The 22,742-nt window shown below is 71.7% G+C and carries 26 protein-coding genes; 14 read left to right on the forward strand and 12 right to left on the reverse strand.

What is annotated here, in order from left to right; genetic code table 11:
* Positions 1-40 precede the first annotated feature (40 nt).
* The 4 genes from J3S20_RS08165 to J3S20_RS08180 all read left to right on the forward strand — a co-directional run bounded on the left by J3S20_RS08165 (position 41) and on the right by J3S20_RS08180 (position 2,740).
* On the forward strand, positions 41-1,003 hold the full coding sequence (locus J3S20_RS08165; RefSeq protein WP_246602492.1) for a 3-hydroxyacyl-CoA dehydrogenase family protein: 963 nt from the start codon (positions 41-43) through the stop codon (positions 1,001-1,003).
* Positions 1,000-1,764: an SDR family NAD(P)-dependent oxidoreductase gene (locus J3S20_RS08170; RefSeq protein ID WP_216835954.1), complete on the forward strand. Its 765-nt coding sequence runs from the start codon at positions 1,000-1,002 to the stop codon at positions 1,762-1,764. The genes J3S20_RS08165 and J3S20_RS08170 overlap by 4 nt, the downstream gene beginning before the upstream one ends.
* Before the next feature lie 83 nt (positions 1,765-1,847).
* Positions 1,848-2,273, forward strand: coding sequence for a VOC family protein (locus J3S20_RS08175; RefSeq protein ID WP_216835955.1), 426 nt, complete (start codon positions 1,848-1,850; stop codon positions 2,271-2,273).
* The gene (locus J3S20_RS08180) at positions 2,270-2,740 is read left to right on the forward strand and encodes a VOC family protein (RefSeq protein ID WP_216835956.1); all 471 of its coding nucleotides are present in this window, start codon (positions 2,270-2,272) and stop codon (positions 2,738-2,740) included. The genes J3S20_RS08175 and J3S20_RS08180 overlap by 4 nt, the downstream gene beginning before the upstream one ends.
* Positions 2,741-2,745: 5 nt before the next feature.
* On the opposite strand, the gene J3S20_RS08185 is transcribed toward J3S20_RS08180, so the two are convergent.
* On the reverse strand, positions 2,746-3,813 hold the full coding sequence (locus J3S20_RS08185) for an LLM class flavin-dependent oxidoreductase (protein ID WP_216835957.1): 1,068 nt from the start codon (positions 3,811-3,813) through the stop codon (positions 2,746-2,748).
* A 123-nt stretch (positions 3,814-3,936) separates the two neighbouring features.
* Here J3S20_RS08185 and J3S20_RS08190 point away from each other — a divergent pair, with 123 nt between their 5' ends.
* On the forward strand, positions 3,937-4,890 hold the full coding sequence (locus J3S20_RS08190; protein ID WP_216835958.1) for a tripartite tricarboxylate transporter substrate binding protein: 954 nt from the start codon (positions 3,937-3,939) through the stop codon (positions 4,888-4,890).
* Between the two features lie 160 nt (positions 4,891-5,050).
* Here J3S20_RS08190 and J3S20_RS08195 read toward each other — a convergent pair whose 3' ends face one another.
* Positions 5,051-5,437 carry a RidA family protein gene (locus J3S20_RS08195; RefSeq protein ID WP_216835959.1) on the reverse strand — a complete coding sequence of 129 codons (387 nt, stop codon included), beginning with the start codon at positions 5,435-5,437 and terminating at the stop codon, positions 5,051-5,053.
* Between the two features lie 74 nt (positions 5,438-5,511).
* On the opposite strand from J3S20_RS08195, the gene J3S20_RS08200 reads away from it, so the two are divergent.
* The gene (locus J3S20_RS08200; protein ID WP_216835960.1) at positions 5,512-6,711 is read left to right on the forward strand and encodes a Zn-dependent hydrolase; all 1,200 of its coding nucleotides are present in this window, start codon (positions 5,512-5,514) and stop codon (positions 6,709-6,711) included.
* Here the strand turns inward: J3S20_RS08200 and J3S20_RS08205 are convergent.
* The 5 genes from J3S20_RS08205 to J3S20_RS08225 all read right to left on the reverse strand — a co-directional run bounded on the left by J3S20_RS08205 (position 6,696) and on the right by J3S20_RS08225 (position 10,249).
* The gene (locus J3S20_RS08205) at positions 6,696-6,875 is read right to left on the reverse strand and encodes a hypothetical protein (protein ID WP_216835961.1); all 180 of its coding nucleotides are present in this window, start codon (positions 6,873-6,875) and stop codon (positions 6,696-6,698) included. The two genes, J3S20_RS08200 and J3S20_RS08205, sit on opposite strands and share 16 nt — an antisense overlap.
* Before the next feature lie 144 nt (positions 6,876-7,019).
* The gene (locus J3S20_RS08210) at positions 7,020-7,850 is read right to left on the reverse strand and encodes an alpha/beta hydrolase (protein WP_216835962.1); all 831 of its coding nucleotides are present in this window, start codon (positions 7,848-7,850) and stop codon (positions 7,020-7,022) included.
* Positions 7,847-8,824: a D-2-hydroxyacid dehydrogenase family protein gene (locus J3S20_RS08215; protein WP_216835963.1), complete on the reverse strand. Its 978-nt coding sequence runs from the start codon at positions 8,822-8,824 to the stop codon at positions 7,847-7,849. Before J3S20_RS08215 ends, J3S20_RS08210 begins: the two co-directional genes overlap by 4 nt.
* A gap of 79 nt (positions 8,825-8,903) precedes the next feature.
* Positions 8,904-9,350 carry an acyl-CoA thioesterase gene (locus J3S20_RS08220; protein ID WP_216835964.1) on the reverse strand — a complete coding sequence of 149 codons (447 nt, stop codon included), beginning with the start codon at positions 9,348-9,350 and terminating at the stop codon, positions 8,904-8,906.
* Entirely contained in the window at positions 9,347-10,249 is a 903-nt protein-coding gene (locus J3S20_RS08225; RefSeq protein ID WP_216835965.1) for an ABC transporter substrate-binding protein, read from the reverse strand. The genes J3S20_RS08220 and J3S20_RS08225 overlap by 4 nt, the downstream gene beginning before the upstream one ends.
* A 64-nt stretch (positions 10,250-10,313) precedes the next feature.
* On the opposite strand from J3S20_RS08225, the gene J3S20_RS08230 reads away from it, so the two are divergent.
* From J3S20_RS08230 to minE, 4 genes are all read left to right on the forward strand, one after another.
* Entirely contained in the window at positions 10,314-11,276 is a 963-nt protein-coding gene (locus J3S20_RS08230) for a Bug family tripartite tricarboxylate transporter substrate binding protein (RefSeq protein ID WP_216835966.1), read from the forward strand.
* Between the two features lie 195 nt (positions 11,277-11,471).
* Positions 11,472-12,233: a septum site-determining protein MinC gene (gene minC, locus J3S20_RS08235; RefSeq protein ID WP_216835967.1), complete on the forward strand. Its 762-nt coding sequence runs from the start codon at positions 11,472-11,474 to the stop codon at positions 12,231-12,233.
* A gap of 68 nt (positions 12,234-12,301) precedes the next feature.
* Positions 12,302-13,120: a septum site-determining protein MinD gene (gene minD, locus J3S20_RS08240; protein ID WP_216835968.1), complete on the forward strand. Its 819-nt coding sequence runs from the start codon at positions 12,302-12,304 to the stop codon at positions 13,118-13,120.
* Entirely contained in the window at positions 13,117-13,410 is a 294-nt protein-coding gene (gene minE / locus J3S20_RS08245) for a cell division topological specificity factor MinE (protein ID WP_216835969.1), read from the forward strand. Before minD ends, minE begins: the two co-directional genes overlap by 4 nt.
* Here the strand turns inward: minE and J3S20_RS08250 are convergent.
* A complete protein-coding gene (locus tag J3S20_RS08250; protein WP_216835970.1) occupies positions 13,407-14,636 on the reverse strand; it encodes a glycosyltransferase in 1,230 nt (409 codons plus the stop codon). The two genes, minE and J3S20_RS08250, sit on opposite strands and share 4 nt — an antisense overlap.
* A 69-nt stretch (positions 14,637-14,705) precedes the next feature.
* On the opposite strand from J3S20_RS08250, the gene J3S20_RS08255 reads away from it, so the two are divergent.
* The 4 genes from J3S20_RS08255 to J3S20_RS08270 all read left to right on the forward strand — a co-directional run bounded on the left by J3S20_RS08255 (position 14,706) and on the right by J3S20_RS08270 (position 18,298).
* Positions 14,706-15,704 carry an LLM class flavin-dependent oxidoreductase gene (locus J3S20_RS08255; RefSeq protein ID WP_216835971.1) on the forward strand — a complete coding sequence of 333 codons (999 nt, stop codon included), beginning with the start codon at positions 14,706-14,708 and terminating at the stop codon, positions 15,702-15,704.
* Positions 15,705-15,810: 106 nt separating this feature from the next.
* The gene (locus tag J3S20_RS08260; RefSeq protein ID WP_216835972.1) at positions 15,811-16,953 is read left to right on the forward strand and encodes an acyl-CoA dehydrogenase family protein; all 1,143 of its coding nucleotides are present in this window, start codon (positions 15,811-15,813) and stop codon (positions 16,951-16,953) included.
* Positions 16,950-17,723, forward strand: coding sequence for a PIG-L deacetylase family protein (locus J3S20_RS08265; RefSeq protein ID WP_216835973.1), 774 nt, complete (start codon positions 16,950-16,952; stop codon positions 17,721-17,723). The genes J3S20_RS08260 and J3S20_RS08265 overlap by 4 nt, the downstream gene beginning before the upstream one ends.
* Positions 17,720-18,298, forward strand: coding sequence for an SAM-dependent methyltransferase (locus J3S20_RS08270; protein WP_216835974.1), 579 nt, complete (start codon positions 17,720-17,722; stop codon positions 18,296-18,298). Before J3S20_RS08265 ends, J3S20_RS08270 begins: the two co-directional genes overlap by 4 nt.
* Here J3S20_RS08270 and J3S20_RS08275 read toward each other — a convergent pair.
* The 4 genes from J3S20_RS08275 to J3S20_RS08290 all read right to left on the reverse strand — a co-directional run bounded on the left by J3S20_RS08275 (position 18,243) and on the right by J3S20_RS08290 (position 22,662).
* The gene (locus J3S20_RS08275; protein WP_216835975.1) at positions 18,243-19,379 is read right to left on the reverse strand and encodes a glycosyltransferase; all 1,137 of its coding nucleotides are present in this window, start codon (positions 19,377-19,379) and stop codon (positions 18,243-18,245) included. The genes J3S20_RS08270 and J3S20_RS08275 overlap by 56 nt on opposite strands.
* 105 nt (positions 19,380-19,484) lie before the next feature.
* Positions 19,485-21,101, reverse strand: a complete 1,617-nt coding sequence (locus tag J3S20_RS31090) for a GMC family oxidoreductase (protein ID WP_216835976.1) — start codon at positions 21,099-21,101, stop codon at positions 19,485-19,487.
* Positions 21,098-21,556: a RidA family protein gene (locus J3S20_RS08285; protein ID WP_216835977.1), complete on the reverse strand. Its 459-nt coding sequence runs from the start codon at positions 21,554-21,556 to the stop codon at positions 21,098-21,100. Before J3S20_RS08285 ends, J3S20_RS31090 begins: the two co-directional genes overlap by 4 nt.
* Positions 21,557-21,624: 68 nt before the next feature.
* Positions 21,625-22,662, reverse strand: coding sequence for an LLM class flavin-dependent oxidoreductase (locus tag J3S20_RS08290; protein WP_216835978.1), 1,038 nt, complete (start codon positions 22,660-22,662; stop codon positions 21,625-21,627).
* Positions 22,663-22,742 lie beyond the last annotated feature (80 nt).

The following is a 22,742-nucleotide window of genomic DNA, read 5'->3' on the forward strand; positions in this document are numbered from 1 at the left end:
CCGGGCCAGTTTCGCCGCCTGATCTTCGGGGTGGAACGCAATGGGCATCAAGGTCGCGGTCATCGGCGCGGGCACCATGGGGCATGCGCTGGCGCTGGTCTTTGCCCTGGGCGGGCATGAGGTGCGGCTGACCGACAGCAGCATGGCCACCCTCGACAAGGCCGGCAGCCTGATGGAGACGGCGCTGGAGACGCTGGTGGTGGCCGGCGAGGCGCCGCGCGAGGCCGATGCCGAATGGCTGCACCAGGCCGTGACGCGCCTGCCCGTGCTGGCCGAGGCGCTGGAAGACGCCGACCTGGTGCTGGAGGCGATCATCGAGCAGCCGGAGGCCAAGCGCGCCCTGTTCGCCGAGATCGACCGACTGGCGCCGGCGGCCGCCATCATCGCCAGCAATACCAGCTACCTCGACCCCTTCCCGCTGATCCCCGCGGCGCGGCAGGACCGGGCGCTGATCATGCATTGGTACACGCCGCCCTATCTGGTGGACCTGGTCGATATCGTGGGCGGCCCTTCCTGCGACCCGGCGGTGGTGACCTTCGCCGTGGAATTCTGCCGCGCCATGGGCAAGCGCCCAGTGGTGATGCGCAAATTCGTCCCCGGCTACATCGCCAACCGCGTGCAATCCGCCATCGCGCTGGAGGTCCAGAAACTGCTGGATGAGGGCGTGGCCACGGCCTCCGAGATCGACACCGCGATCATCGAGGGCATCTCGCTGCGCCTGCCGATCCTGGGTGTGCTGGCCAAGGCGGATTTCACCGGCCTCGCCTTCACCCAGACCAGCCTGGCCAACCGCATGTACGAGCCGCCGCCGGTGCGCGGCAAATGCGATGCGGTGGATGCGCTGGTGGCGCAGGGCCGCACCGGGGTGATGGCCGGCGCCGGCTTCTACGACTGGCCGGGCGAGACGGCGGATGTGCTGGAGGATCGGGACCGACGGCTGCTCGCGCTGAAGCGCGCGCTGCGACAGATCGGCACCATGGCGGGGGAGGGGCGGGAGGCATGATCACCTATGATCTTCGCGGCAAGGCGGCGCTGGTCACCGGCGGTGCCTCCGGCATCGGCCTGGCCACTGCGACCCTGCTGGCGCGCAGCGGTTGCGATGTCGCGATCAATTTCCTCGCCGGCGATGCGCGCGGCGCGGAGTCCGTCGCGCGGCTGCAAGGCGAGACCAATGCCCGCATCCTGGCCGCGCCCGGCAATGTGGCCGATGCGGCGGATGCGGCGCGGATGGTGCAGCAGGCCGTCACGGATCTCGGCCGCCTCGACTACCTCGTGAACAATGCCGGCACGCCCGGCACGCCCACTGCCATCGCGCCGCATGAATTCGAGCGGCTGACGGAGGAACTCTGGGATGCGGTGCTGGAGGTGAACCTCCGCGGTGTCTTCCGCTGCGCCAAGGCGGCGGGGCCGGCGCTGCGCGCGGCGAATGGCGCCATGGTCAACATCGCCTCCATCGCCGGCATCAATTCCGCCGGCTCTTCCATGGCCTATGGCGCGACCAAGGCCGGCGTGATCTCCCTGACCAAGAATCTGGCGCGTGGCTTGGCGCCGGAGGTGCGGGTGAATGCGGTGGCACCAGGGGCCGTCGACAGCACCTGGATGATCGAATGGACCGAGGAGCAGCGCCGCTCCTCGATCGAAGGCGCGCTGCTGAAGCGCCGCTGCAAGCCGGAGGACCTGGCGGAGGTCATTGTCTTCCTGCTGGCCGGCGCGGCGATGGTGACTGGCCAGACCGTGGTGGTGGATGGTGGGCTGACCACCTGATCCTCGCGCGGGCGTGACGCCGCCTGGCTTGCGGAACTTAACCAAACGGTTTACCATTTTGGCATCCATCGAGAGGTGCCGCCATGCCGCGCATGATCTTCATCAACCTGCCGATCACCGACCTGGAGCGCGCGATCGCCTTCTACGAGGCCATCGGCGCGCAGCGTAACCCACAGTTCAGCGACGCCACCGCGGCCTGCATGGTGCTGTCCGAAACCATCCATGTGATGCTGCTGACGCATGCCAAGTTCGCGCAATTCACCAGCAAGCCGATCGTCGATGCACGATCCGCCTGCGAGGTGATGCTGTGTCTCTCGGCCGAAAGCCGGGCGGAGGTGGAGGACCTGCTGCAGCGCGCGACGCGCGCCGGCGGCGCCAAGGACCCGACTCCGGTGCAGGATCACGGCTTCATGTACGGCCGCAGCTTCGCCGATCCGGACGGGCATATCTGGGAAGTGATGTGGATGGACCTGGAAGCGGCGAAGCAGGCGATGGGGGCGCCGGCATGAGCGGGCTGACGATCTGCCTGTGGTATGACGACGAGGCGGAGGAGGCGGCGCGCTTCTACGTGCAGGCCTTCCGGGATGCCGGCAAGCCGGCGGAGCTCGGACCGACGATGCGCCAGGGGGTGGATACGCCGGTGCTGACCGCGGAATTCACCCTGGATGGCCAGCGTTTCGTCGGCCTGAATGGCGGGCCCGCCTTCAAGCCGACCATGGCACATTCGCTGATGGTGGAATGCCGCGATCAGGCGCAGATCGACCACTTCTGGTCGCGCCTGTCGCAGGGCGGGGAGACCAGCCAATGCGGCTGGCTGATCGACCGCTGGGGCTATGCCTGGCAGATCCTGCCGGCGGAGATGATGGCCATGGTCCGCGACCCGGACCGCGGGCGTGGAGAGCGCGTGTTCCGGGCCATGCAGGGCATGACCAAGCTCGACATCGCCGCTCTGCGCGCCGCGCGCGACGCCGGCTGAGCCGGCTATTCCGCGGCCAGCGCCGGCGCCGCGGCGCGGAATTGCGGCGCGACCTTTTCCATGAACAGGCGCAGCGACTGCGCCGCCAGCTCGGCCGGCATGGGGCCGAGCCGGAAGCTGCCGATGACGCCGCCGATTCCCGTCGCCTCCAGCTCCGCCATCCGCGCCGCGACGGTGGCGGGGGATCCGGCGATCAGCGCCTTGGCGGGATCGACGCGCGCGGGGGGCACCGTCTCCTTCTTCATGATGATGCCCTGCTCGGCATAGATGCGCTCGCGCAGCGCCTTCCGCTGTTCCTGCATGGCGATGAAGTTCGGCACGGCGATGCGCGCGGCCTCCGCATCCGTCTCGGCCACGAAGATGTTGCGCCAGCACCAGCTCTCGGCGAGGCAGGCTTCCACCTGCTCCGGCCCGAAGCCCGCTTCCAGCATGGTGGCGCGGTATTGCAGCAGCCGGTCGCGCGTCGTCTCGTAGGACTGCACGTTCATCAGGAAGGGCAGGCCGCGCCGCGCCAGGTGCAGGGCGCCGGCCTCGGATGATGCCGCGCGGATCACATAGGGATGCGGTTTCGTGAAGGGTGTGGGGCGCAGGCGCGGGATGCTCAGCGTCCAGTGCTTGCCTTCGTGCCGCATGCCCTCAGAGCTGGTCCAGGCCTGGAGCATGATGCCCTCGGCCTCCTCATAGCGTTCCAGCGCTTCCTCGGCCGGGATGCCGTAGCCCTGGTATTCATAGACATTGTAGGCGGTGCCGCGGCCGAGGCCGACGATGACGCGGCCGCGCGAGAGATTGTCCAGCAGCGACATCTGCTCCGCCAGCCGCGTCGGATGATGCAGCGAGACCTGCGCCACCGCGAAGCCCACCTTGATGCGCTTCGTGGCGGACAGGATCGCCGCGGCGAAGGTCACCGGATCGACATAGGCGCAGTTGCCGTCGAAGTGATGCTCCGCCAGCCAGATCACCTCGAAGCCCAGCTGCTCGCAAAGCAGCGCTTCCTCCATCGCCTCGCGGATCGCATCGGCGTCCCGGTCGGGGTCGCGGCTCTCGGGGAAGAGGAAGTTGCTGAAGCGCAGCATGCGGCGGCTCCGGAACGTCAGGACAAAAGCCTAACACCCCGCGACGCCCGCGCAACCTTCCACTTGCATCGCGCCAATGTGCGGATGTTAGGATCATCCCTGCCCCTTGCGGAGGTTCACGCCTTGCCCAAGCGTCGCAGCCTGCTGGCCGCCGGCCTCACCCTGCCGGCCATCGTCTCCCGCGCCCAGGCGCAGGATCGTCCGGTGCAGCTGATGGTGGGCTTCGCGCCCGGCGGCAATATCGACCTGGCCGCGCGCATGGCCGCACCCTTCTTCGAGAAGTATCTCGGCCAGCAGATCATCGTGGTGAACCGGCCCGGCGCCGGCGGCATGATCATGCTGAACGACCTGGCCGCCGCCGCGCCGGATGGCCGAACCGCCGCGCTGGTCTCCTTCCCCGCGCTGGTCACCGCGCTGTACGACAATCGCCCGCGCTACACGGTGGACAGCTTCGCCTATGTCGGGCTGCTGACGGATGAGCCCTACACCATCTTCGTCGGCCCCAACTCGCCCTATCGCAGCCTGCCGGAGCTGATCGCGGCGGCACGGGCGCAGCCGGAGGCGGTGACCATGGCCGGCGCCGGCGTCGGCAGCGCGCCGCACCTGGCGCTGATGCAGCTGGAACGCGCCGCCGGCGTGCGCTTCACCTGGGTGCCGACGCCAGGCGCGGGCCAGGCGATGCAGCTGGTCCAGGGCGGGCATGTGGCGGGGTCCATCTCCACCGTCAGCCTGACCGTGCGCGCGCATATCCAGGGCGCGCTGCGCGTCCTGGCCCTGATGTCCGAAAGCCGCTGGGACCGCGCGCCGGACCTGCCGACGACGGGGGAGGCCGGCTGGCCGCTGGAAGCCGGCTCCGCCCGGGGCTTCGCCCTGCCCGCCGCCACGCCTGCGCCGATCCTGCAGCGCTGGGAGGAGGCGGTGCGGCGCACCGCGCAGGACCCGGAATTCAAGGCCATGACGGATCGCGACTACCTGATCCTGCGCTACATGGACCGCGCCGCCATGACCGCCTTCGTGCAGCGCGAGAATGCGGCCTATGGCGCGATCTGGCGCAGCACGCCCTGGAAGGCGTCCTAGGGCCTATGGACAGTCGGGCTGCGGGCGCGTCCGGCGGTGCTTTTCCGCGCTGGGGGCGTCAGCCATGCTCGCCGATGGAAAGCCATCGGCTCCGCTGTCTTCCTGCCCAGCACGAAAAATCCCTCGCCGGCCGCATCCCGGTCCCGACTGCCCACAGGCCCTAGTACACCGCGGCGATGCACTCGATCTCGAGCAGGAAGTCGGGCACCGGCAGGGCCGCCACCACGCAGGTGGTGCGCGCGGGCAGCGCATCGGCCGGGAAGGCCGCGGCATAGAGGCGGTTCATCTCCGCCACGTCGCCCGCCCGCGTCAGCAGCACATTCGCCTTCAGCACGCTGCGCATATTGCTGCCGCCTTCCTCCAGCGCACGCTTCAGATGGCCGATGACGATGGCGAATTGCGCGGCGAAATCCCCCTTCGGCACCCCATCCGGCCCCATCGGCCCGATGCCGGAGACATAGAGCGTGGCGCCGTGGCGGACTGAGAGGGCGAAGGGCGGCCAGGCGCGGCCGGTCTCGGGGGGCATGAAGCGGCTGATCTCGGGCATGGCTCTCTCCTGGCTTTACGGCGCCACCAAGCGCGTTCCACCATATCCGCGCAACCGCACCGCCCGGAGAAATCATGCCGCAGGTCGATACCGCCCGCTTCCTGAAGGATCTGCACGAGCTTCGAAAGATCGGCGCCTACAAGACCGGCGTGCATCGCCCGACCTATTCGCCCGAGGATATGGAAAGCCGCCGCTGGCTGATGGAGCGCATGGCCGAATGCGGGCTGGAGCCGGCAATCGACGGCATCGGCAATGTCATCGGCCGCCATCCCGGCGCCGGGCCGAAGCTGCTGGTCGGCAGCCATATCGAAAGCCAGAACCAGGCCGGCTGGCTGGATGGCGCACTCGGCGTGATGGCGGGCGTGGCGCTCGCGCGCGCAGGCCTGCCGGTGGATGTCATCGCCTTCGCCGATGAGGAAGGCCATTACGGCGGCTTCATCGGCAGCCGCAGCTTCATCGGCGAGCTGCCGGAGGAGGAGATCGACCGCCTGGCGAACCGCTACCACGGCAAGCCGCTGCGCCAGGCGCTGCGTGAGGCGGGGCTGGAGGGGAAGCCCCGCATCCAGCGGGAGCCCGGCCGCCACAAGGGCTTTTTCGAACTGCATATCGAGCAAGGTACGCAGCTCGAATCCGCCGGGCAGCAGGTCGGCGTGGTGACCGGCATCGTCGCCATCTGGCAGTGGCGCATCACCATCGAGGGCATGCAGGACCATGCCGGCGGCACCACCATGGCGGAGCGCCGCGATGCGGGGCTGACTGCCGTGCGACTGCTCGCCATGCTGGACGAACGCATGCCGATGGCCTGCGGCCCACGCAGCACCTGGACCTGCGGCCGCATCAGCCTCGACCCCGGCGCGGCCTCCATCATTCCGGGCCGGGCGGAGGTGCTGTTCCAGTTCCGCGACGTGGAGGAACCCATCCTGCACAGGATGGAAGCCTGCCTGCGCGCCTGCGTGCAGGAGGCCAATCGGCGCGAACGCTGCACGGTGACGCTGGAGGCGATGAGCCTCTCCAAGCCCGCGCTCTGCGATCCGGCCATGCAGGCGGCGCTGGCAGCGGCGGCGGAGCAGCTGGCGCCGGGCGGCTGGCGGCGCATGCCGAGCGGGGCGGGGCATGATGCGCAATACATGGCGAAAGTGATGCCGGCGGCGATGCTCTTCTCGCCCTCCATCGGCGGCATCAGCCACCACTGGTCGGAGGATACGAAGGACGAGGACCTGGCGAAATGCGTCGAGGTTCTGGCGGAAGGCGCGGCGCGCTACCTGGCAAGCTGAGCGCTTGCCTCAGCCGCCATGCATGCGATGGGCGAGGTCGTGCAGGATTGGGTGCGCTGCTGCGCGGCGACCGGACCCTGGGGATCGAGGAAGGCCAAATGCGACCCCTCGCAACCGCCGCGCAGCAGCAGGATGAGCGGCGCGATGATCCCGAGGATCCTCATGGGGCGCCCTCATTCGCGCAGGCTTGGCGGAAGCGGCATGGGGGATGCAGCCCGAACAGGCAGCCCGTCCCGCACCCTGGACGGTGTCCAGGGCAGCCCTTCCGGCAACGTTGTCCCGGAGCGACGGTTCCGGGCGCCCCCGCCTCAGCTCAGCAATGTCTCCGCCAGCCGCAGCAGCGACCCGCCCGGCTGCCGCAGTGCTTCCAGCACCCGAAAGTGGTCGGCGCCGGGGATCGGCACCAGCGGCCCGGGCGCATGGGCCGCGCTGCGCAGGGCGTGAAAGTCGCGGCTCTGGCGCACCAGCTCCGGCAGTTCCGCGCTGCCGTAGGCTACCGCCAGCGGCTTGTGCACCACGGGGCGGCGCATGGGCGAAAGCTCCGCGATCTCCGCCTCGCTCAGCTTCAGCGCCGCGTTCAGGTAGGTGTCACGGATCGGCGCCAGTTCGAAGATGCCGGAAATCGCCAGCCCGGCCGTCACCGCCGGATGCTCCAGCGCCAGGGCCGTCAGATGCCCGCCGGCCGACCAGCCGGAGGCGACCAGCGGCCCGGCGATGCCGTTCTGCGGCCCCTGCGCCGAAAGCCAGTCCAGCGCCCGCTGGATCTGCCAGGCGATGGTGGTCAGCGAGGCTTCGGGCGCCAGCGTGTAGCCGTTGAAGGCCACCGACCAGCCCATGGCCAGCGCGCCCTCGGCCAAATGGGAAAAGTTCTCGCGCCGGTTCCGCTGCCAATAGCCGCCATGGATGAAGACCAGGCAGGGCGCGGCCGGGTCGCGGCCCGGGAACAGGTCCCAGGCCTCCCGCTCGCCCTCGCCATAGGCCAGGTCGAGATGCTGCGGATGCGCGGCGCGAAAGGCCTCCGCCGCCGCATCGCGTTCCACGATCAGCGCCGGGCTGTCCGCGACGGCCTCGGCATTGTTGTAGGCCGCATCACGCGCCGCCTGGTCGGCGGTCGCCCAGAAATCCGGAAGCGCGCTCATGGCGTCAGCAGCCGGATCGGCTTGTCGGCGATATAGGCTTCGATGGTCTCGACCGCGCCGTGGAAATAGGCGGCGAAATTCTGGCGCGAGACATAGCCCAGATGCGGCGTCAGGATCGTATTCGGGCAGGCGAGCAGCGGGTGGTCCAGCGGCAGCGGCTCCCGGTCGAAGACGTCGATCCCGGCGCCGGCGATGCGGCCCTCGGTGAGCGCGGCGATCAGCGCCGGCTGGTCGATCAGCGGGCCGCGGCTGGTGTTCACGATATAGGCGCTGGGCTTCATCGCCGCGAGCTCCGCCGCGCCGACGATGCCGCGGGACCGGTCGGAGAGGATCATGTGCAGCGTCACCACGTCCGACTGCGCGAAGAGCTCCGCCTTCTCCACCCGCGTCGCGCCGGCGGCGGCGGCGGCCTCGGCGGTCAGGTTCTGGCTCCAGGCGATGACCTTCATGCCCAGCGCCTGGCCCACCTTGGCCACGCGCGTGCCGAGCTTGCCGAGGCCGACCACCCCCAGCGTCAGCCCTTCCGAGGAGGTGCCGATGCTGTTGGGTGCGCCGCTGGCTTGCCAGGTGCCGGCGCGCAGGCTGGCCGTCTGCGCCGGCAGGTCGCGCAGCAGGCCGAGGATCAGGCCCCAGGTGATATCGACGGTGGGCGCGCCGGCGGAGGGCGTGCCGCAGACAGTGATGCCCTGGGCATTGGCGGCGGCGACATCGAAGGCGCGGTTGCGCTCGCCGGTCGTCATCAGCAGCTTGAGGTTGGGCAGGCGCTTCAGCAGCGCGGCCGGGAAGGGCGTGCGCTCGCGGATCCCGAGGATGGCGTCGAAGGGCAGCAGGCGTTCGACCAGCGCGTCCTGGTCTGCCAGGTTGTCGCGGAAGACCTGCACGGAAAGGCTCGGCGGCAGCCGCTTCCAGGGGCCCATCTCCAGGGCCACGCCCTGGAAGTCATCGAGGATCGCCAGCCTGTTCAGCGTCGCCATGCCGTCTGCTTCCTTCCGTATCCTGGTGCCGGTCCTTGGCCACCGGGTCACCCGCAATGCGTGCAGCTTCGGCTTGGCGTCAATGGGGGGTGGGGATGAGAAGGCCCTCGGCCGCGCGTCGCAACCCATCCGGAAGTGCCGTCGGCCGGCGCTGCGTGGCGCGGTCCACATAGACGTGCACGAAATGGCCCTCGGCGCTCACCCGCTCCTCCGCGCCGCGGAAGATGCCGATGCCGTAGCGAATCGAGGTATTGCCCACGCGCTCCGCGCGCAGCCCGGCGGTGATGGGGTCCGGAAAGGCGATCGGCGCATGGAACCGGCACAGCGTCTCCACCACCACCCCGATCACCGGGCTGTCGACCAGGTTGATGGCGCCGGCCTCCAGCAGGAAGCGCGCCACCACCGTGTCGAAGTAGGAGTAGTAGGTGACGTTGTTGATGTGGCCGTAGATGTCGTTGTCCATCCAGCGGGTCGGGATCTCCAGGAAGTAGCGGTAGTCCGCGCGGCCCGGCAGCGTCCTGCTCATGCCAGCGCCTCCGCCACCAGGGCGGTGTCGACGCAGGCGGCGAAGCCGGGGCGGCGGGGGATGGCGCCGACGCCGAACATGGCGCCCTCCAGCGCGTCGAAAGCCGCTTCGGGGAAGACCGGGTCCCGCGCCCAGACGCCGAGCTGCCGGTAGCGGGCGATGCCGGATTCGAGGACTGGGCGCTCCAGCCCCTCGAAATAGGGCGCGACCGTCGCCGCGACCTCCGTCACCGGCGCCGCATGCAGCCAGCGCTGCATGGCGGCCAGGCCCCGCACCAGGCCGATCATCGCCTGCCGCTTGGCCGCAAGCGCGGCGCGCGTTGCATAGAAGGCGGTGTAGGAGGTGGGGCCGCGATCCGCCTGGGCGTGCCAGACCGCACCGCCGGCGGCGACCGCCTGGCTGGCGAAGGGTTCGAAGAGCTGCGCCACCTCGATCTCGCCTTCCAGCACGGCCGCCGCATTCTCCGCCATGCTCCGCCCCGTGGTCACCGCCAGCTGCTTCGGGTCTAGGCCAATCTGGAGAAGGTCCTGCTGCAGGCACCACCAGGGGGTGGGCACTTCGCTGACCACGCCGAGGCGCATTGCCGCCAGATTATGCAGGTTGAATCCCGGATTGGCGCCGCGCCCGACCAGCAGGAAGGGGTCGCGCATCGCCACGCCGGCGAAGCTCACCAGCGGGCTGTCCGGGTCGGCGGCATGGTCGCGGATCACCCGCATCGGGCCGGACCAGGCGAGATCCGCAGCGCCGGACAATAGGTTGGCGACCGCGCGATCCGGCTCCCCCACCGTGATCAGCTGCACCTCGACCCCCTGGGCGGCGAAGTCGCCGCGCGCCAGGGCGGCGTAGAAGGGGCTGTAGAACAGCGCCCGGAACGGCTCTTGCAAGACTATGGTGGTCACGCGTCTCTCCCGCTTCGCAGGGCATGAGACATCACCCAAGCCGCCGAGAGAAGGGACACACCCCATGCCGCTTTCCCGCCGCCTGCTGCTGGCCGGCCTTGCCGCGCCCGCGCTGCTTTCCAACGCCGCCCGCGCCCAGGGACGGCCGCTGCGCGTGGTGGTGCCCTTCGGCGCCGGCGGCCTCACCGATGTGGTGGCGCGGATCCTGGCCGAGCCGATGGCGCAGACGCTGGGACGGCCGCTGGTGATCGAGAATATCGGCGGCGCCGGCAGCACCATCGGGGCCGCGAACCTCGCCCGCTCCGCCCCCGACGGCAACAGCATCATGGTCGGCAGCGTCGGCCATGCGGCGATGAAGGCGCTCTACGCCAGCTTCCAGTACGACCCGGTGACCAGCTTCGCGCCCGTCTCCCTGGTCACCCGCCAGCCCTTCGTGGCCGCGGTGCATCCGGCGATCCCGGTGACGGATCTCGCCGGCTTCCTGGCCTGGCTGAAGTCCCGCAATGGGGAGGCGAATTTCGGCACCGCCGGCATCGGCGCCTCCTCGCACCTCGCGGCGGAGCTGCTGCGCAAGATGGCGGGCGTGTCCTTCACCGTGGTGCCCTATCGCGGCACCCCGGCCGCGGTCTCGGACCTGATGGCCGGGCGCATCGACTTCATGATCGACAGCCAGACCCTGCTGGCGCCGCTGATGGCGGATGGAAAGGTGCGGGGCCTTGCGGTGACCAGCGCGGAACGGTCCACCCTGCTGCCCGCTTTGCCGACCATCGCGGAGGCCGGCGTGCCGGGCTACGATGCCGCCGCCTGGCAGGCGATCTATGCCCCCGCTAGCACCCCCGCCGCGCCGATCCGCGCCATATCCGATGCGGCTTCCGCCGCGCTGCGGGACCCCGCGACGCTGCGGCGGCTGAACGAGGCGGGGGTCGATGCCTATGCGGACAATTCGCCGGAGGCGGCGGCGCGGCATCTTTCGGCCGAGGTCGCGAAGTGGGGCGGGCTGGTGCAGGAACTCGGCCTGCGCGGCTGAAAAGCGCCCGATTCGGGCTTCACGCGGCATGCCAATTGCGGGCGCCAAGCGCCTGCAAAGCGTCATGCCTGCGTGAGAAGGCTTCGCGCTCCGCCGGCGCATGGGTATAGAGCAGGATCACGCCGCCCGTCACACGCCCTTCATCCTCGCCCCAATGCCCTGGCCCCCCCTCTGGACGGAAAATCCCCCCTCGCGATGTCCGCTGCCGCCCCGTCCTCCGCGCCGCGCCTCGAACCCTTCCGCCTGCGCGGGGCGAATTTCAACCTGCTGGTGATGCGGCTGCTGGACCATCGTGTGGAGGCGCTGGTGCCCGCGCTGGGCGACCAGTTCCGCCGCGCCCCCGGCTTCCTGCGTTTCGCCCCGGTGGTGATCGGGCTGGACGACATTCCCGCACGGCCGGAGGAGGTGGACTTCGCCGGGCTGGTGCAGGGGCTGCGCGCCATCGAGATCGTGCCGATCGGCACCACCGGCGGCACGCCGGAAATGCGCATTGCCGCCCAGGGCGCTGGCCTGCCGCCGCTGCGCCAGGCCGGCGGGGCGCGGGAGGAGGAGTTTTCTCCCATGCCCGCACCTGCGCCCGCCATGCCGGTGGCCGCGCCGGCGCCCGTGGCTGAGGCCCCCGCGCCGCGCGTCGCCATGGTGGTGGACCAGCCGGTGCGCGCCGGCCAGCGGATCTGGGCGCAGGGCACCGACCTGATCGTGGTCGGCACCGTCAATCGCGGTGCCGAGGTGATCGCGGACGGCAATATCCACGTCTATGGCCGCCTGCTCGGCCGCGCCATCGCCGGCGGGCAGGACAATGCGGAGGCGCGCGTCTTCGCGTTGCATTTCGACCCCGAACTCGTCTCCATCGCCGGCTACTACGCCGTGCGGGAAGGGCTGGGGGAGGCGCCGATCGGCAAGACCGTGCAGGCACGGCTGGTCGGCGAGCATATGCGCTTCGATCCGGTCGGCTGACGCCACCGGAGACGCTTTTTGGAATGGTCGCGGCGCCCCCGGCGGGGGGCGCGGTTCAGGGGGTCAGCATGGCGGAAATCATCGTGGTCACGTCTGGCAAGGGGGGGGTCGGCAAGACGACATCGTCGGCCGCCATCGCCACCGGCCTGGCGCAGCGCGGCAAGCGCACCGTCGTCATCGACTTCGACGTGGGCCTGCGCAATCTCGACCTGATCATGGGTGTCGAGCGGCGGGTGGTCTTCGACATCGTCAATGTCATCAGCGGCGAGGCGCGGCTGAACCAGGCGCTGATCCGCGACAAGCGGGTGGACACCCTCTCGATCCTGCCGGCCTCCCAGACCCGGGACAAGGACGCGCTGACCAAGGAAGGCGTCGGCAAGATCATCGAGGAACTGTCGAAGGACCACGACTACATCGTCTGCGACAGCCCCGCCGGCATCGAGAAGGGCGCGCTGCTGGCGCTGTACTTCGCCGACCAGGCGATCATCGTGACCAACCCCGAGGTTTCCTCGGTCCGCGACAGCGACCGCATCCTGGGCGTGCTGCAGTCCAAGTCGAAGCGCGCCGAGGACAAGCGGGAGCCGGTCAAGGAACACCTCCTCGTCACCCGCTACGACCCCGCCCGGGTCGAGAAGGGGGAGATGCTGAAGCTGGAGGATATCCGGGAGATCCTGGCCATCCCGCTGCTCGGCGTGATCCCGGAGAGCGAGAGCGTGCTGAAGGCCTCCAACACCGGCAATCCGGTGATCATGGACCAGGAAAGCGCCGCCGGTCAGGCCTACAAGGACGCGGTCGGGCGCTTCCTGGGCGACAAGATCGAACACCGCTTCCTGGAGCCCACCAAGAAGGGTCTGTTCTCACGCCTGTTCGGGGGGAGGGCGGCATGAGCTGGCTTGCTGATCTCTTCAAGGGCCGCAGGGCCGAGCCGCCGACCGCGGCCAATGCCAAGGAAAGGCTGCAGATCGTCCTGGCGCATGAGCGCATCGGGCGGACGCGGGAGGATTTCCTGCCGAAGCTGCAGATGGAGATCGTGGCGGTGGTGGCGCGCTATGTCGCGATCGACCCCGGCCGGGTGAATGTCTCGCTCGACCGCGGCGGCGACATGTCGACGCTGGCCATCGAGATCGACCTGCCCGGCCCCGCCGCCAGCGCACCCCGGCGCGCCGCGGCAAGCTAAAGGGTCGGGCGCAGGATGCGGATGGCCTCGGCCACCCCATCCTCCTCGGCCATCCGGGCCGCTAGCTGCGCGGCGGCGGCGGCGAAGGCCGGATGGCCCACCGCCTCGCGGATCGCGGCGGCCAGGCGCGGCGCGGTCAGGGCCCGGTAGGGGATCGGCGCCGGCCCCGCGCCCAGCGCCTGCACCCGGCGGCCCCAGAAGGGCTGGTCGCCGAAGACGGGGCAGAGGACGGACGGGCGGCCGGCCCGTAGCCCCGCATCGGTGGTGCCGGCGCCGCCGTGATGCACCACCGCCGCCATGCGCGGAAACAGCCAGCCATGCGGCGCCTCCTCGATCACATGCAGCCCGGGCCGCGGTGCCGCCAGCGCCAGGCCGCCCCAGCCGGTGGCCAGCACGCCGCGCTGCCCGGCCAGGGCCAGCGCCTCCGCCACCAGCGCGCCCATCCGGGCCGCATCCTCGGCCGGCAGGCTGCCGAAGCCCAGATAGACCGGCGGTGGCCCGGCGGCGAGGAAGGCGGCCAGCGCCGCGGGCGGGCTCCACGGCCGCGCCGGCATCACCCAGGCCCCCGTCACATGCACCCGCGCATCCCAATCCGCCGGGCGCGGCAGCAGCGCCGGGCTGTAGGCCTGCAGCACCCCGGCCGGCGCGGCGCCTCGGCCAGCCGGCGGCAGCCCCAGCCGCCGCGCCCGCCAGTCGCGCAGCGGCACGCGCGCCAGCCGGTCCGCGGCGCGCAGCATCAGCGCATGGCTGGCGCGGTTCAGCGGGCCGAGCTCGGCGAAGGGCAGCAGCGGGGAGGGAAAGGCGCGGGTCGGCGCCAGCGCCGGCAGCGGCAGCGCGACGAAGCAGGGAATGCTCAGCCGCTCCGCGATATGCGCCCCACCCAGCGCCTTGGGATGGCAGACCAGCAGGGACGCGCCCTGCGCCGCCTGCCACTGCGCCTCCAGCAGCGCGCGGAACATCGGCCCGCGGCCGCGCAGCAGGCGCAGTGTCGCCAGCAGCCGGTGGCGGCCGGCAATGGCGGCGCGGCCCTGCGGCGTATCGATCAGCTCGAGCAGATCGCCGGGCAGGGGGGCGAAGGCCAGGCCTTCTGCCTCGATCGCCGCCTGGAAGCGGGGCGCGGTGGCCAGGCGCACGGGCAGGCCCGCATCCCGCAGGCCGCAGGCCAAAGCGAGGAAGGGCTGCACGTCGCCGCGGGTGCCCAGCGTCTGCAGGACGATCAAGCTCATCTCCTCACGCGGGTCCGGTCCCCGCCGCAGCGGGTTCCGGCGGGGCGGGCGCATGCCCATATAGCTGGCATGACCACGCTCTCCGTCCTCGACCTTTCGCCCATTCCCGAAGGCAGCGATGCCGGCCAGGCGCTGCGCAATTCCGCCGATCTGGCGCGGCATGCGGAACAGCTCGGCTACAACCGCTTCTGGATGGCCGAGCACCACAATATGCCCGGCATCGCCAGCGCCGCCACCGCCGTGGCGCTGGCCCATGTCGCCACCGGCACCAGCCGCATCCGCATCGGCGCCGGCGGCATCATGCTGCCCAACCATGCGCCGCTGATGGTGGCGGAGCAGTTCGGCACGCTGGCCGCGCTGCATCCCGGCCGTATCGACCTCGGCCTCGGCCGCGCCCCGGGCACGGACCAGCTGGCCGCCCAGGCGATGCGCCGCAGCCTGGTGCAGGAGGACGATTTCCCGCGCGATGTCATGGAGCTGCTGGCCTATTTCGAGCCGGAGCAGCCGGGCCAGCAGCTGCGCGCGGTGCCGGGGGCCGGGCTGGCGGTGGAGGCCTGGATCCTCGGCTCCTCCACCTATGGCGCGCAGCTGGCGGCCATGCTGGGCCTGCCCTATGCCTTCGCCTCCCATTTCGCGCCGGCGCAGATGCGGGCGGCGATGGAGATCTACCGCGCCCGCTTCCGCCCCTCCGCGCGCCTCGCCGCGCCGCATGTGATGCTGGGGGTGAATGTGGTGGCGGCGCCCACCGATGCGGAGGCGCGATTCCTGTTCTCCTCCTTGCAGCAAGCCTTCGTGAACCTGCGCACCGGCCGCGCCGGCAAGCTGCCCGCCCCGGTGGAGGGCTTTGCGGAGCGGCTGGACCCGCGGGCGCAGGCGATGCTGGACAATGCGCTGTCCTGCTCCATCGTCGGCGGGCCGGACACCGTGCGGCAGGGCCTGCAGTCCCTGCTGGCGGAGACCGGCGCGGACGAGCTGATGGTGACGGCGCAGGTGCATGACCATGCGGCGCGGCTGCGCTCCTTCGGCATCCTGGCGGAGGCCGCGCAGGAGGCCAGGCTCGCCGCCTGACGCGGCGCTGCATCCTTTCGCGCCGCCGGCCGTTACCCCTTCCACCCGCCGCTTTCCCGCGGCGTGGCTGGATCAAGGAATACGGAATGCGCCGCGCCGCTGCCGCATGAGAGGCCTGCACCGCCTGCCGGACCCGGTGGTCCTGCGCGACCCCGCCGCCGCCATGCTCGATGCGCTGCGCGATGCCGCGCCGGTCATCAGGGCGGAAGCCGCCGGGCTGGACGAGGATGGCAGCTTCCCGCAGGGCGGCCTGGCGGCCTTGCGGCAGGCCGGGCTGCTGGCCGCACCGCTGCCGGTGGGAATGGGGGGCGCGGGCCTCGGCACCTCGCCCGATGGCGCCTTGCCGCTGACCAATGCCCTGCGCCTGATCGGCCGCGCCAGCCTGCCGCTCGGCCGGGTCTTCGAGGGGCATGTGAATGCGCTGCGCCTGGTGCTGCGCCATGGCAGCCCGGCCCAGGCGGAGGCCGCGGCCCGGGATGCCCGGCAGGGGCGCCTCTTCGGCGTCTGGAACACCGATGGCTTCGGGGAGGCGCCGCTGGCCTTGGCTGATGGCGTGCTGCGCGGCCGCAAGATCCTGTGCTCCGGCGCCGGCTGGGTGGAGCGTGCGCTGGTGACGGCGCGCGAGGCGGCGGAGGCTCCGCCGCAGATGCTGCTGGTGGCCCTGGCGCCGGGCGAGCGCGCGGATCTCGCCCCCTGGACCGCGCAGGGCATGCGCGCCTCCGCCACCGGCGCGGTGGATTTCACCGGGCTGCCGGCTTCGGCCATCGGAGTGCCGGGCGATTATCTGCGGCAGCCCGATTTCTCCGGCGGCGCCTGGCGCTTCGCCGCCGTGCAATGCGGCGGGCTAGAGGCGGTGCTGGGCCTGCTGCGCGCGCATCTGCGGCGCACCGGCCGCGGCGGTGACCCGCACCAGGCGGCACGTCTCGGCCAGGCGGCCATCGCCGCGGAGACGGCGCGGCTCTGGGTGGTGGCGGCGGCCGAGCGCGCCGAGGCGGCCGAGCCCGCCAGCGACGTGGTGGCGCAGGTGAACCTGGCGCGGCTGGCGGTGGAGCGGGCGGCGCTGGATGTGCTGGAACTGGCGCAGCGCTCCATCGGCCTGCAGGCCTTCATGCGGCCCAACCCCATCGAGCGCGTGGCCCGCGACCTGGCCACCTATCTGCGCCAGCCGGCGCCGGATCGCGCGCTGGTGGAAGCCGCCGCGCATGTGCTGGCGGCGGAGGCCGAGCCCGGCGACCTGTGGGACCGATGAAGGCCGGCGACTGGCTGCGCGCGGCGGAGCGCGACCTGCCCACCGGCACGGACCCGGCCGCGCTGCTCGGCCCCGATGGCGCCGCGCTGGTGCTGGCGCCGCATCCGGATGACGAGAGCCTGGGCTGCGGCGGCCTGATCGCCGCCTGCGCCGCGGCGGGGCGGCGCGTGACCGTGGTGGTGGTCAGTGACGGCGCCGGGTCGCATCCGGGCTCGGAGGCCTGGCCGCCGCCGCGCCTGGCGGCGCTGCGGCAGGCGGAGACGCGCGCGGCGGTGACCGAGCTGGGGCTGGATGCGGGGCGGGACCTGCATTTCCTCGGCCTGCCGGACCGCGCCGTGCCGTGGCAGGGGCCGGCCTTCGACGCAGCCCTGGCGCGGCTGGCGCAACTCGCGCCCGCGCGCTGCACCATCCTGGCCGCCTGGCAGCACGACCCGCATGCGGACCACGCCACCAGCTTCGTGCTGGCCCAGGCACTGCAGCGGCGCCTGGCGCCCGGCGCGCGGCTGCTGGCCTATCCGGTCTGGGGCCTGGCGCATGCCCATCCGGTGCCCGGCTTCCCGCTGCCGCCGCCGCCCGGCATGCCGGCGCCGCCGCGTGGCTACCGGCTGGATGTCCGGCCCTGGCTGCCTGCGAAGCGCCGCGCCATCGCGGCACATCGCTCGCAGCTCGGCCAGGTGGTGCGCGACGATCCGGTTGGCTTCGTGCTGCCCCAGGCGCTGCTGGACCTGGCCTGCCGGCCGCAGGAACTGTTCCTGGAGGAGGCCGTATGACCAAGCCCAGCCTGCCGCCGGACTATTTCGAGGCGCTGTACCAGGCCGATCCCGACCCCTGGCGCTTCGCCGAAAGCGCCTATGAGCGCGACAAGTACCGCGACACGCTGGAGGCCCTGCCGCGCCCGCGCCATGCCAGCGCGCTGGAGGCCGGCTGTTCCATCGGCGTGCTGACCGCCGCCCTGGCGCCGCGCTGCGAGGCCCTGTTGGCGGTGGATGCCGCGGCGGCGCCACTGGAAGCCGCCCGCACCCGCTGCGCCGGACTGCCGCAGGTGACGATCCGCCAGGCGGTGCTGCCGCGGGACTGGCCCGAGGGCCGCTTCGACCTGATGCTGTTCTCCGAGGTCCTGTACTACCTCGACGCCGCGGACCTCGATCGCCTCGCGACGCGGGTCGCCGAGGCCCTGGCGCCGGGCGGCGACATCCTGCTGGTGCACTGGACCGGGGAGACCGACTATCCGCAGACCGGCGACGCGGCCGCGGAAGCCTTCTGCGCCGCGCTGGCGCCGCGGGCGGAGGTCACGCTTCGGCAGCGCAGGCCGCGCTATCGGCTGGATCTGCTGCGCGGCCGCTGACCCAGCTGCGCCCGAAGCGCAGTAACTTCAGCAGGGCGCGCAGCCGGGCCGTTTCGCCCGGCAGCTCCGCCATCCGCAGGGGGCGCCGCTGCAGGGCGGGGGCCGCGTGCTGCAAGGCCTCCCAGGCCGGCCAGAAATGCGGCATGGCGGCAATCTTCCGCAGCTGGTCCAGGGGCAGGCCCAGCGCCAGCGCCAGCCGGCGCGGATCACCCAGTCGCGGCCGGCCCTCATGCAGGCGCCGCAGCGCGTTCCGGCAGCGCAGCCGCAGCAGCGCGGCCAGCGCCGGCTCCAGCCTTTCATCCGCTGGCGCTTCCGGCTCCGCCAGGCGCCGGCGCAGCGTATCGGCCATGCCGCCCAAGGCGCGCCCCTGCAGGCGGCAGGAGACGATGACGCGCGCCGCCGGCGAATGTCGCACCCGCAGGCCGGCGCGCTGCAGCGCCGCGAACAGCGCCCGGTCCTCGCCCACCGGAACCTCCGGCAGGCCGCCGACGGCCTCATAGGCGGAGAGGCGCAGCGCGATGGAGGCGCCGGAATGCACCGCATGGCGCGGCCAGGGGTCGTGCGGATCGGCATCCACCAGGCTGGCCATCTCCTCCAGCAGCGCGGCGTAGCCGGATTCCAGCGCTTCCCGCCGCCGCATCGGCGCGGGCAGCAGGGCCGCCTCCTCGGGGTCGGGCGCATAGGTGCCGGCCACGGCATCCGCGCCGGCGGCGAAGGCCGCCAGGTTGGCGGCGATCCAGCCGGGCGTGGCGCGGCCATCGGCATCGGTGCTGAACAGCAGCGCCCCCTGCGGCGGGTCGGCGCCGAACAGGGCGGCACCCGCCTCCATCGCCGCCCGTCGGGCGCCGCCGGCATGGGCGCGGCCGGGCGGCAGCCGGCATTCCCCGACCTCCAGCCTGAAGGGCAGGCGGGGCGCCAGGGCGCGGGCCAGGCCGGCGGTGTCGTCGGTGCAGTTGTTGGCCATCACCAGCACCGCCACATCCGCCGCCGCCACGCCCTGCTGGACCGCCAGCGCGGCGAGGCAGGCGGGAAGCTGGGCGGCCTCATCCCTTGCCGGGATGGCGATGACGAGGCGCGGCATGGGGCGGGGCGACGATTGCATCGGGGTGGGGTGGCAACGCGGCCTGGCCCCCGCCGTTCCGCCCGGATCAGTCCAGCCGCCCCGGCAGGCGGCCGGCGCCCGGCCTCAGGCCGCCTTGCCCATGATGAAATCCGCCGCCCGCTCCGCGATCATCAGCGTGGTCGCGTAGGTATTGGCCGAGGGCATGGACGGCATGATGGAGGCATCCACCACCCGCAGCCCGGCCATGCCATGCACCAGCAGCCGGTCGGACACCACGGCGGTCGGGTCCGTATCCGGCCCCATCCGCGCCGTGCCGATCAGGTGATAGGTGGTGCTGCCGTTCTTCTTGGCGAAGTCCAGCAGCTCGTCGTCGGATTGCGCGGCGGGGCCGGGCAGGGTCTCGCGCTCCAGGAAGCGGGAGAGCTGCGGCGTGTTCAGCATGCGGCGCACCAGGCGCATGCCGGCCAGGTGCACGCGGATGTCCATCGGGTCCGAGAGGTAGTTCGGGTTGATCTCCGGATCCTCGAAGACATTCGTGCTGCGCGCGCGCACCCAGCCGGTGCTTTCCGGCCGGTGCTGCCAGGACCCGGCGGTGACGCCCGGATAGTCGTCCAGGATATAGACCTTGCCCTCGGCATAGCTGCCGGGGGTGAAGACGCATTGCAGGTCCGGCTGGTCCAGCCCCTCGAAACTCTTCCAGAAGACATGGACGTGGGAGGGGGCGGTGGCGAGGATATTGGGCTTGCCCATGGCCCAGCGCGCGAGCTGCGCGCCCAGCTTCAGGCCGCGCCCGAGCTGGTTCAGCGTCTCCACCCCCGGCTTGGCGCGCATCACGAGGCGGGAGGCGTAGTGGTCGCGGAAATTGGACCCGACACCGCGCAGCTCATGCACCACCGGCACGCCGAGACGGCCGAGCAGATCGGCCGGTCCGACGCCCGAGACCTGCAGCAGCCGCGCGGTATTGCAGGTGCCGGCGGAGACGATGACCTCCTTCCGCGCCAGCACGCGCTTCGGCGCCTCGTTCGGGCCGTGCAGGTATTCGATGCCGGTGGCGCGCTTGCCCTCGAACAGGATGCGGCTGGCCCGCGCATCGGTGCGCACCTCCAGGTTCTTCCGCGCCATGGCCGGGTGCAGGAAGGCGCGGGCGGCGGAGACGCGGCGGCCGTTGCGGATGGTGCGCTGGTAATAGCCGACGCCGGCCTGCTCGCCGGAATTGTAGTCCCTGGCGCGCGGGATGCCGAGGCCGAGGCAGCCCTCGATGAAGGCCTCGGAGACCGGGTGGATCCAGTCCATGTCGGTGACGGGGATGCCGCCTTCCGTGCGGCCGCGCGTTTCGTCACCCAGGCCGATGCGATTCTCGCTGCGGCGGTAGTAGGGCAGGCAATCCGCATAGCCCCAGCCGCGATTGCCGCGCTGCGCCCAGCTGTCCAGGTCCGCGGGCTGGCCGCGATTGTAGATCATGCCATTGACGGAAGACCCGCCGCCCAGCGTCCGCCCCTGGGTGGTGCTGATCCGCCGGCCGCCCGTCATCGGGATGCCCTCGGTCTTGAACTGCCAGGTGACGCCGGGGTCGGCCAGCGTCTTCACGAAGCCGGCGGGCAGGTGGATGAAGGGGTTGCGGTCGGGCGGGCCGGCTTCCAGCACGCAGACGGTCACGCCCGGGTCGGCGGTCAGCCGGTTGGCCAGCACCGAACCCGCGGCGCCGGAGCCGACGATGACATAGTCGAAGGTCTCGCTCACTTCAGCAGCACCACGGCCTCGATCTCCACGGCGATGCCGCGCGGCAGGCTGGCCAGGCCGACGGCGGAGCGGGCCGGGCGCCCGGCCTCGCCGAAGACCTCCACGAACAGGTCGGTGCAGCCATTGATGACCTCAGGCTGATGGCCGAACTCCGGCACCGCGCGGACCATGCCGAGCACCTTCAGGATGGTGTCCACCCGGTCCAGGGAGCCCAGCGCATCCCGCATATTGGCCAGCAGGTTGAGGCCGCAGAGCCTGGCGGCCGCATAGCCCTGCTGCACATCGAGATCGGCGCCCACCAGCCCGGTGATGGAGCTGCCATCGGCCCGGCGCGGCCCGACGCCCGAAAGGAACAGCAGCCCGCCGCCGATCCGCCAGGGCACGTAGTTGCCCATGGGCTTGGGCGTGGGCGGCAGGTCCAGCCCCAATTCCTTCAGGCGCGTCTCGGCGGACATCTTCGGTACACTCCCCCTTGGGGCGGCCATCTTGCCGCCGCCGTGGCGGCTGATCCACCCCCGGGCGATCAGAGGCCCAGCGCCGCGCGCACCCGTGGCCGCACCTCGCGGCCCAGCAGCTCGATTGAGCGCAGCATGCCGGGCTTGTCGCGCGCGGCGGAGCTCATCTGGAAGGTCAGGCGGTCGATGCCGCCCAGATCGCGGGAGGAGGCGAGCACCTTCTCCGCCACCTCCGCCGGGTCGCCCACCAGGAAGGCGCCACGCGGGCTGACCAGGGCGTCGAACTGCGCCCGCGTCGCCGGCGGCCAGCCGCGCTCGCGGCCGATCTTGGTGAACATGGCCTGCCAGCCGGGGAAGAAGCGGTCCCGCGCCTCCTCGCTGGTCTCCGCCACGAAGCCGAAGGCATGCACGCCGACGCGCAGGCTCTCCGGCGCATGGCCCGCCTGCGCGCCGGCGCGGCGATACAGGTCGACCAGCGGGCGGAAGCGCGCGATCTCGCCGCCGATGATCGCGATCATCAGCGGCAGGCCCAGCAGCCCGGCGCGGGCGAAGGATTCAGGGGTGCCGCCGACGCCGATCCAGATCGGCAGCTTCTCCTGCTGCGGCCGCGGGAAGACGCCCTGGCCATTCAGCGGCGGGCGGAACTGGCCGGACCAGCGGATATGGCTCGCTTCCCGCAGGCCCAGCAGCAGCTCCAGCTTCTCGATGAAGAGCGCGTCGTAATCCTTCAGGTCGAGGCCGAACAGCGGATAGGCCTCCACCGAGGAGCCGCGCCCCACCACCATCTCCGCCCGGCCGCGGGAGATCAGGTCGAGGGTCGCGAATTCCTGGAAGACCCGCACCGGGTCGGCGGCGCTGAGCACGGTCACGGCGCTGGTCAGGCGGATGGACTGGGTGCGGGCGGCGGCGGCGGCCAGGATCACGGGTGGCGCGCTGTCGAGATAATCCTCCCGGTGATGCTCGCCGATGCCGAAGACATCGAGCCCGGCGCGATCCGCCGTCTCCACCTCCTCCAGCAGGAAGGCCATGCGGTCGGCATCGCTGCCCTCCACCTGGCCATTGGTGCCGGTGAGCTTCGCGGCGAAGCTGTCGATGCCGATGTCCACTGCACTCTCCTTCTTCGCCAGGCGCGGCCGGCCCCGATCTGGCGCGCCGCGCCCGGCTTGTCGACCGGCCCTGTCCGCAG

Origin of the sequence: Falsiroseomonas tokyonensis (assembly GCF_019024325.1) — a bacterium.
GTDB lineage: Bacteria > Pseudomonadota > Alphaproteobacteria > Acetobacterales > Acetobacteraceae > Falsiroseomonas > Falsiroseomonas tokyonensis.

Excerpts from the sequence above, each read along its gene's own strand:
- J3S20_RS08180 (WP_216835956.1), top strand. The coding sequence starts at position 2,270 with ATGAGCGGGCTGACGATCTGCCTGTGGTATGACGACGAGGCGGAGGAG.
- J3S20_RS08210 (WP_216835962.1), bottom strand. The coding sequence starts at position 7,850 with ATGAGCGCGCTTCCGGATTTCTGGGCGACCGCCGACCAGGCGGCGCGT.
- J3S20_RS08200 (WP_216835960.1), top strand. The coding sequence starts at position 5,512 with ATGCCGCAGGTCGATACCGCCCGCTTCCTGAAGGATCTGCACGAGCTT.
- J3S20_RS08175 (WP_216835955.1), top strand. The coding sequence starts at position 1,848 with ATGCCGCGCATGATCTTCATCAACCTGCCGATCACCGACCTGGAGCGC.
- J3S20_RS08205 (WP_216835961.1), bottom strand. The coding sequence starts at position 6,875 with ATGAGGATCCTCGGGATCATCGCGCCGCTCATCCTGCTGCTGCGCGGC.
- J3S20_RS08195 (WP_216835959.1), bottom strand. The coding sequence starts at position 5,437 with ATGCCCGAGATCAGCCGCTTCATGCCCCCCGAGACCGGCCGCGCCTGG.
- minD (WP_216835968.1), top strand. The coding sequence starts at position 12,302 with ATGGCGGAAATCATCGTGGTCACGTCTGGCAAGGGGGGGGTCGGCAAG.
- J3S20_RS08165 (WP_246602492.1), top strand. The coding sequence starts at position 41 with ATGGGCATCAAGGTCGCGGTCATCGGCGCGGGCACCATGGGGCATGCG.
- J3S20_RS08285 (WP_216835977.1), bottom strand. The coding sequence starts at position 21,556 with ATGTCCGCCGAGACGCGCCTGAAGGAATTGGGGCTGGACCTGCCGCCC.
- J3S20_RS08255 (WP_216835971.1), top strand. The coding sequence starts at position 14,706 with ATGACCACGCTCTCCGTCCTCGACCTTTCGCCCATTCCCGAAGGCAGC.
- J3S20_RS08220 (WP_216835964.1), bottom strand. The coding sequence starts at position 9,350 with ATGAGCAGGACGCTGCCGGGCCGCGCGGACTACCGCTACTTCCTGGAG.
- J3S20_RS08275 (WP_216835975.1), bottom strand. The coding sequence starts at position 19,379 with ATGCCGCGCCTCGTCATCGCCATCCCGGCAAGGGATGAGGCCGCCCAG.
- J3S20_RS08270 (WP_216835974.1), top strand. The coding sequence starts at position 17,720 with ATGACCAAGCCCAGCCTGCCGCCGGACTATTTCGAGGCGCTGTACCAG.
- minE (WP_216835969.1), top strand. The coding sequence starts at position 13,117 with ATGAGCTGGCTTGCTGATCTCTTCAAGGGCCGCAGGGCCGAGCCGCCG.
- J3S20_RS08250 (WP_216835970.1), bottom strand. The coding sequence starts at position 14,636 with ATGAGCTTGATCGTCCTGCAGACGCTGGGCACCCGCGGCGACGTGCAG.
- J3S20_RS08265 (WP_216835973.1), top strand. The coding sequence starts at position 16,950 with ATGAAGGCCGGCGACTGGCTGCGCGCGGCGGAGCGCGACCTGCCCACC.
- J3S20_RS08230 (WP_216835966.1), top strand. The coding sequence starts at position 10,314 with ATGCCGCTTTCCCGCCGCCTGCTGCTGGCCGGCCTTGCCGCGCCCGCG.
- minC (WP_216835967.1), top strand. The coding sequence starts at position 11,472 with ATGTCCGCTGCCGCCCCGTCCTCCGCGCCGCGCCTCGAACCCTTCCGC.
- J3S20_RS08170 (WP_216835954.1), top strand. The coding sequence starts at position 1,000 with ATGATCACCTATGATCTTCGCGGCAAGGCGGCGCTGGTCACCGGCGGT.
- J3S20_RS08215 (WP_216835963.1), bottom strand. The coding sequence starts at position 8,824 with ATGGCGACGCTGAACAGGCTGGCGATCCTCGATGACTTCCAGGGCGTG.
- J3S20_RS08185 (WP_216835957.1), bottom strand. The coding sequence starts at position 3,813 with ATGCTGCGCTTCAGCAACTTCCTCTTCCCCGAGAGCCGCGACCCCGAC.
- J3S20_RS08260 (WP_216835972.1), top strand. The coding sequence starts at position 15,811 with ATGAGAGGCCTGCACCGCCTGCCGGACCCGGTGGTCCTGCGCGACCCC.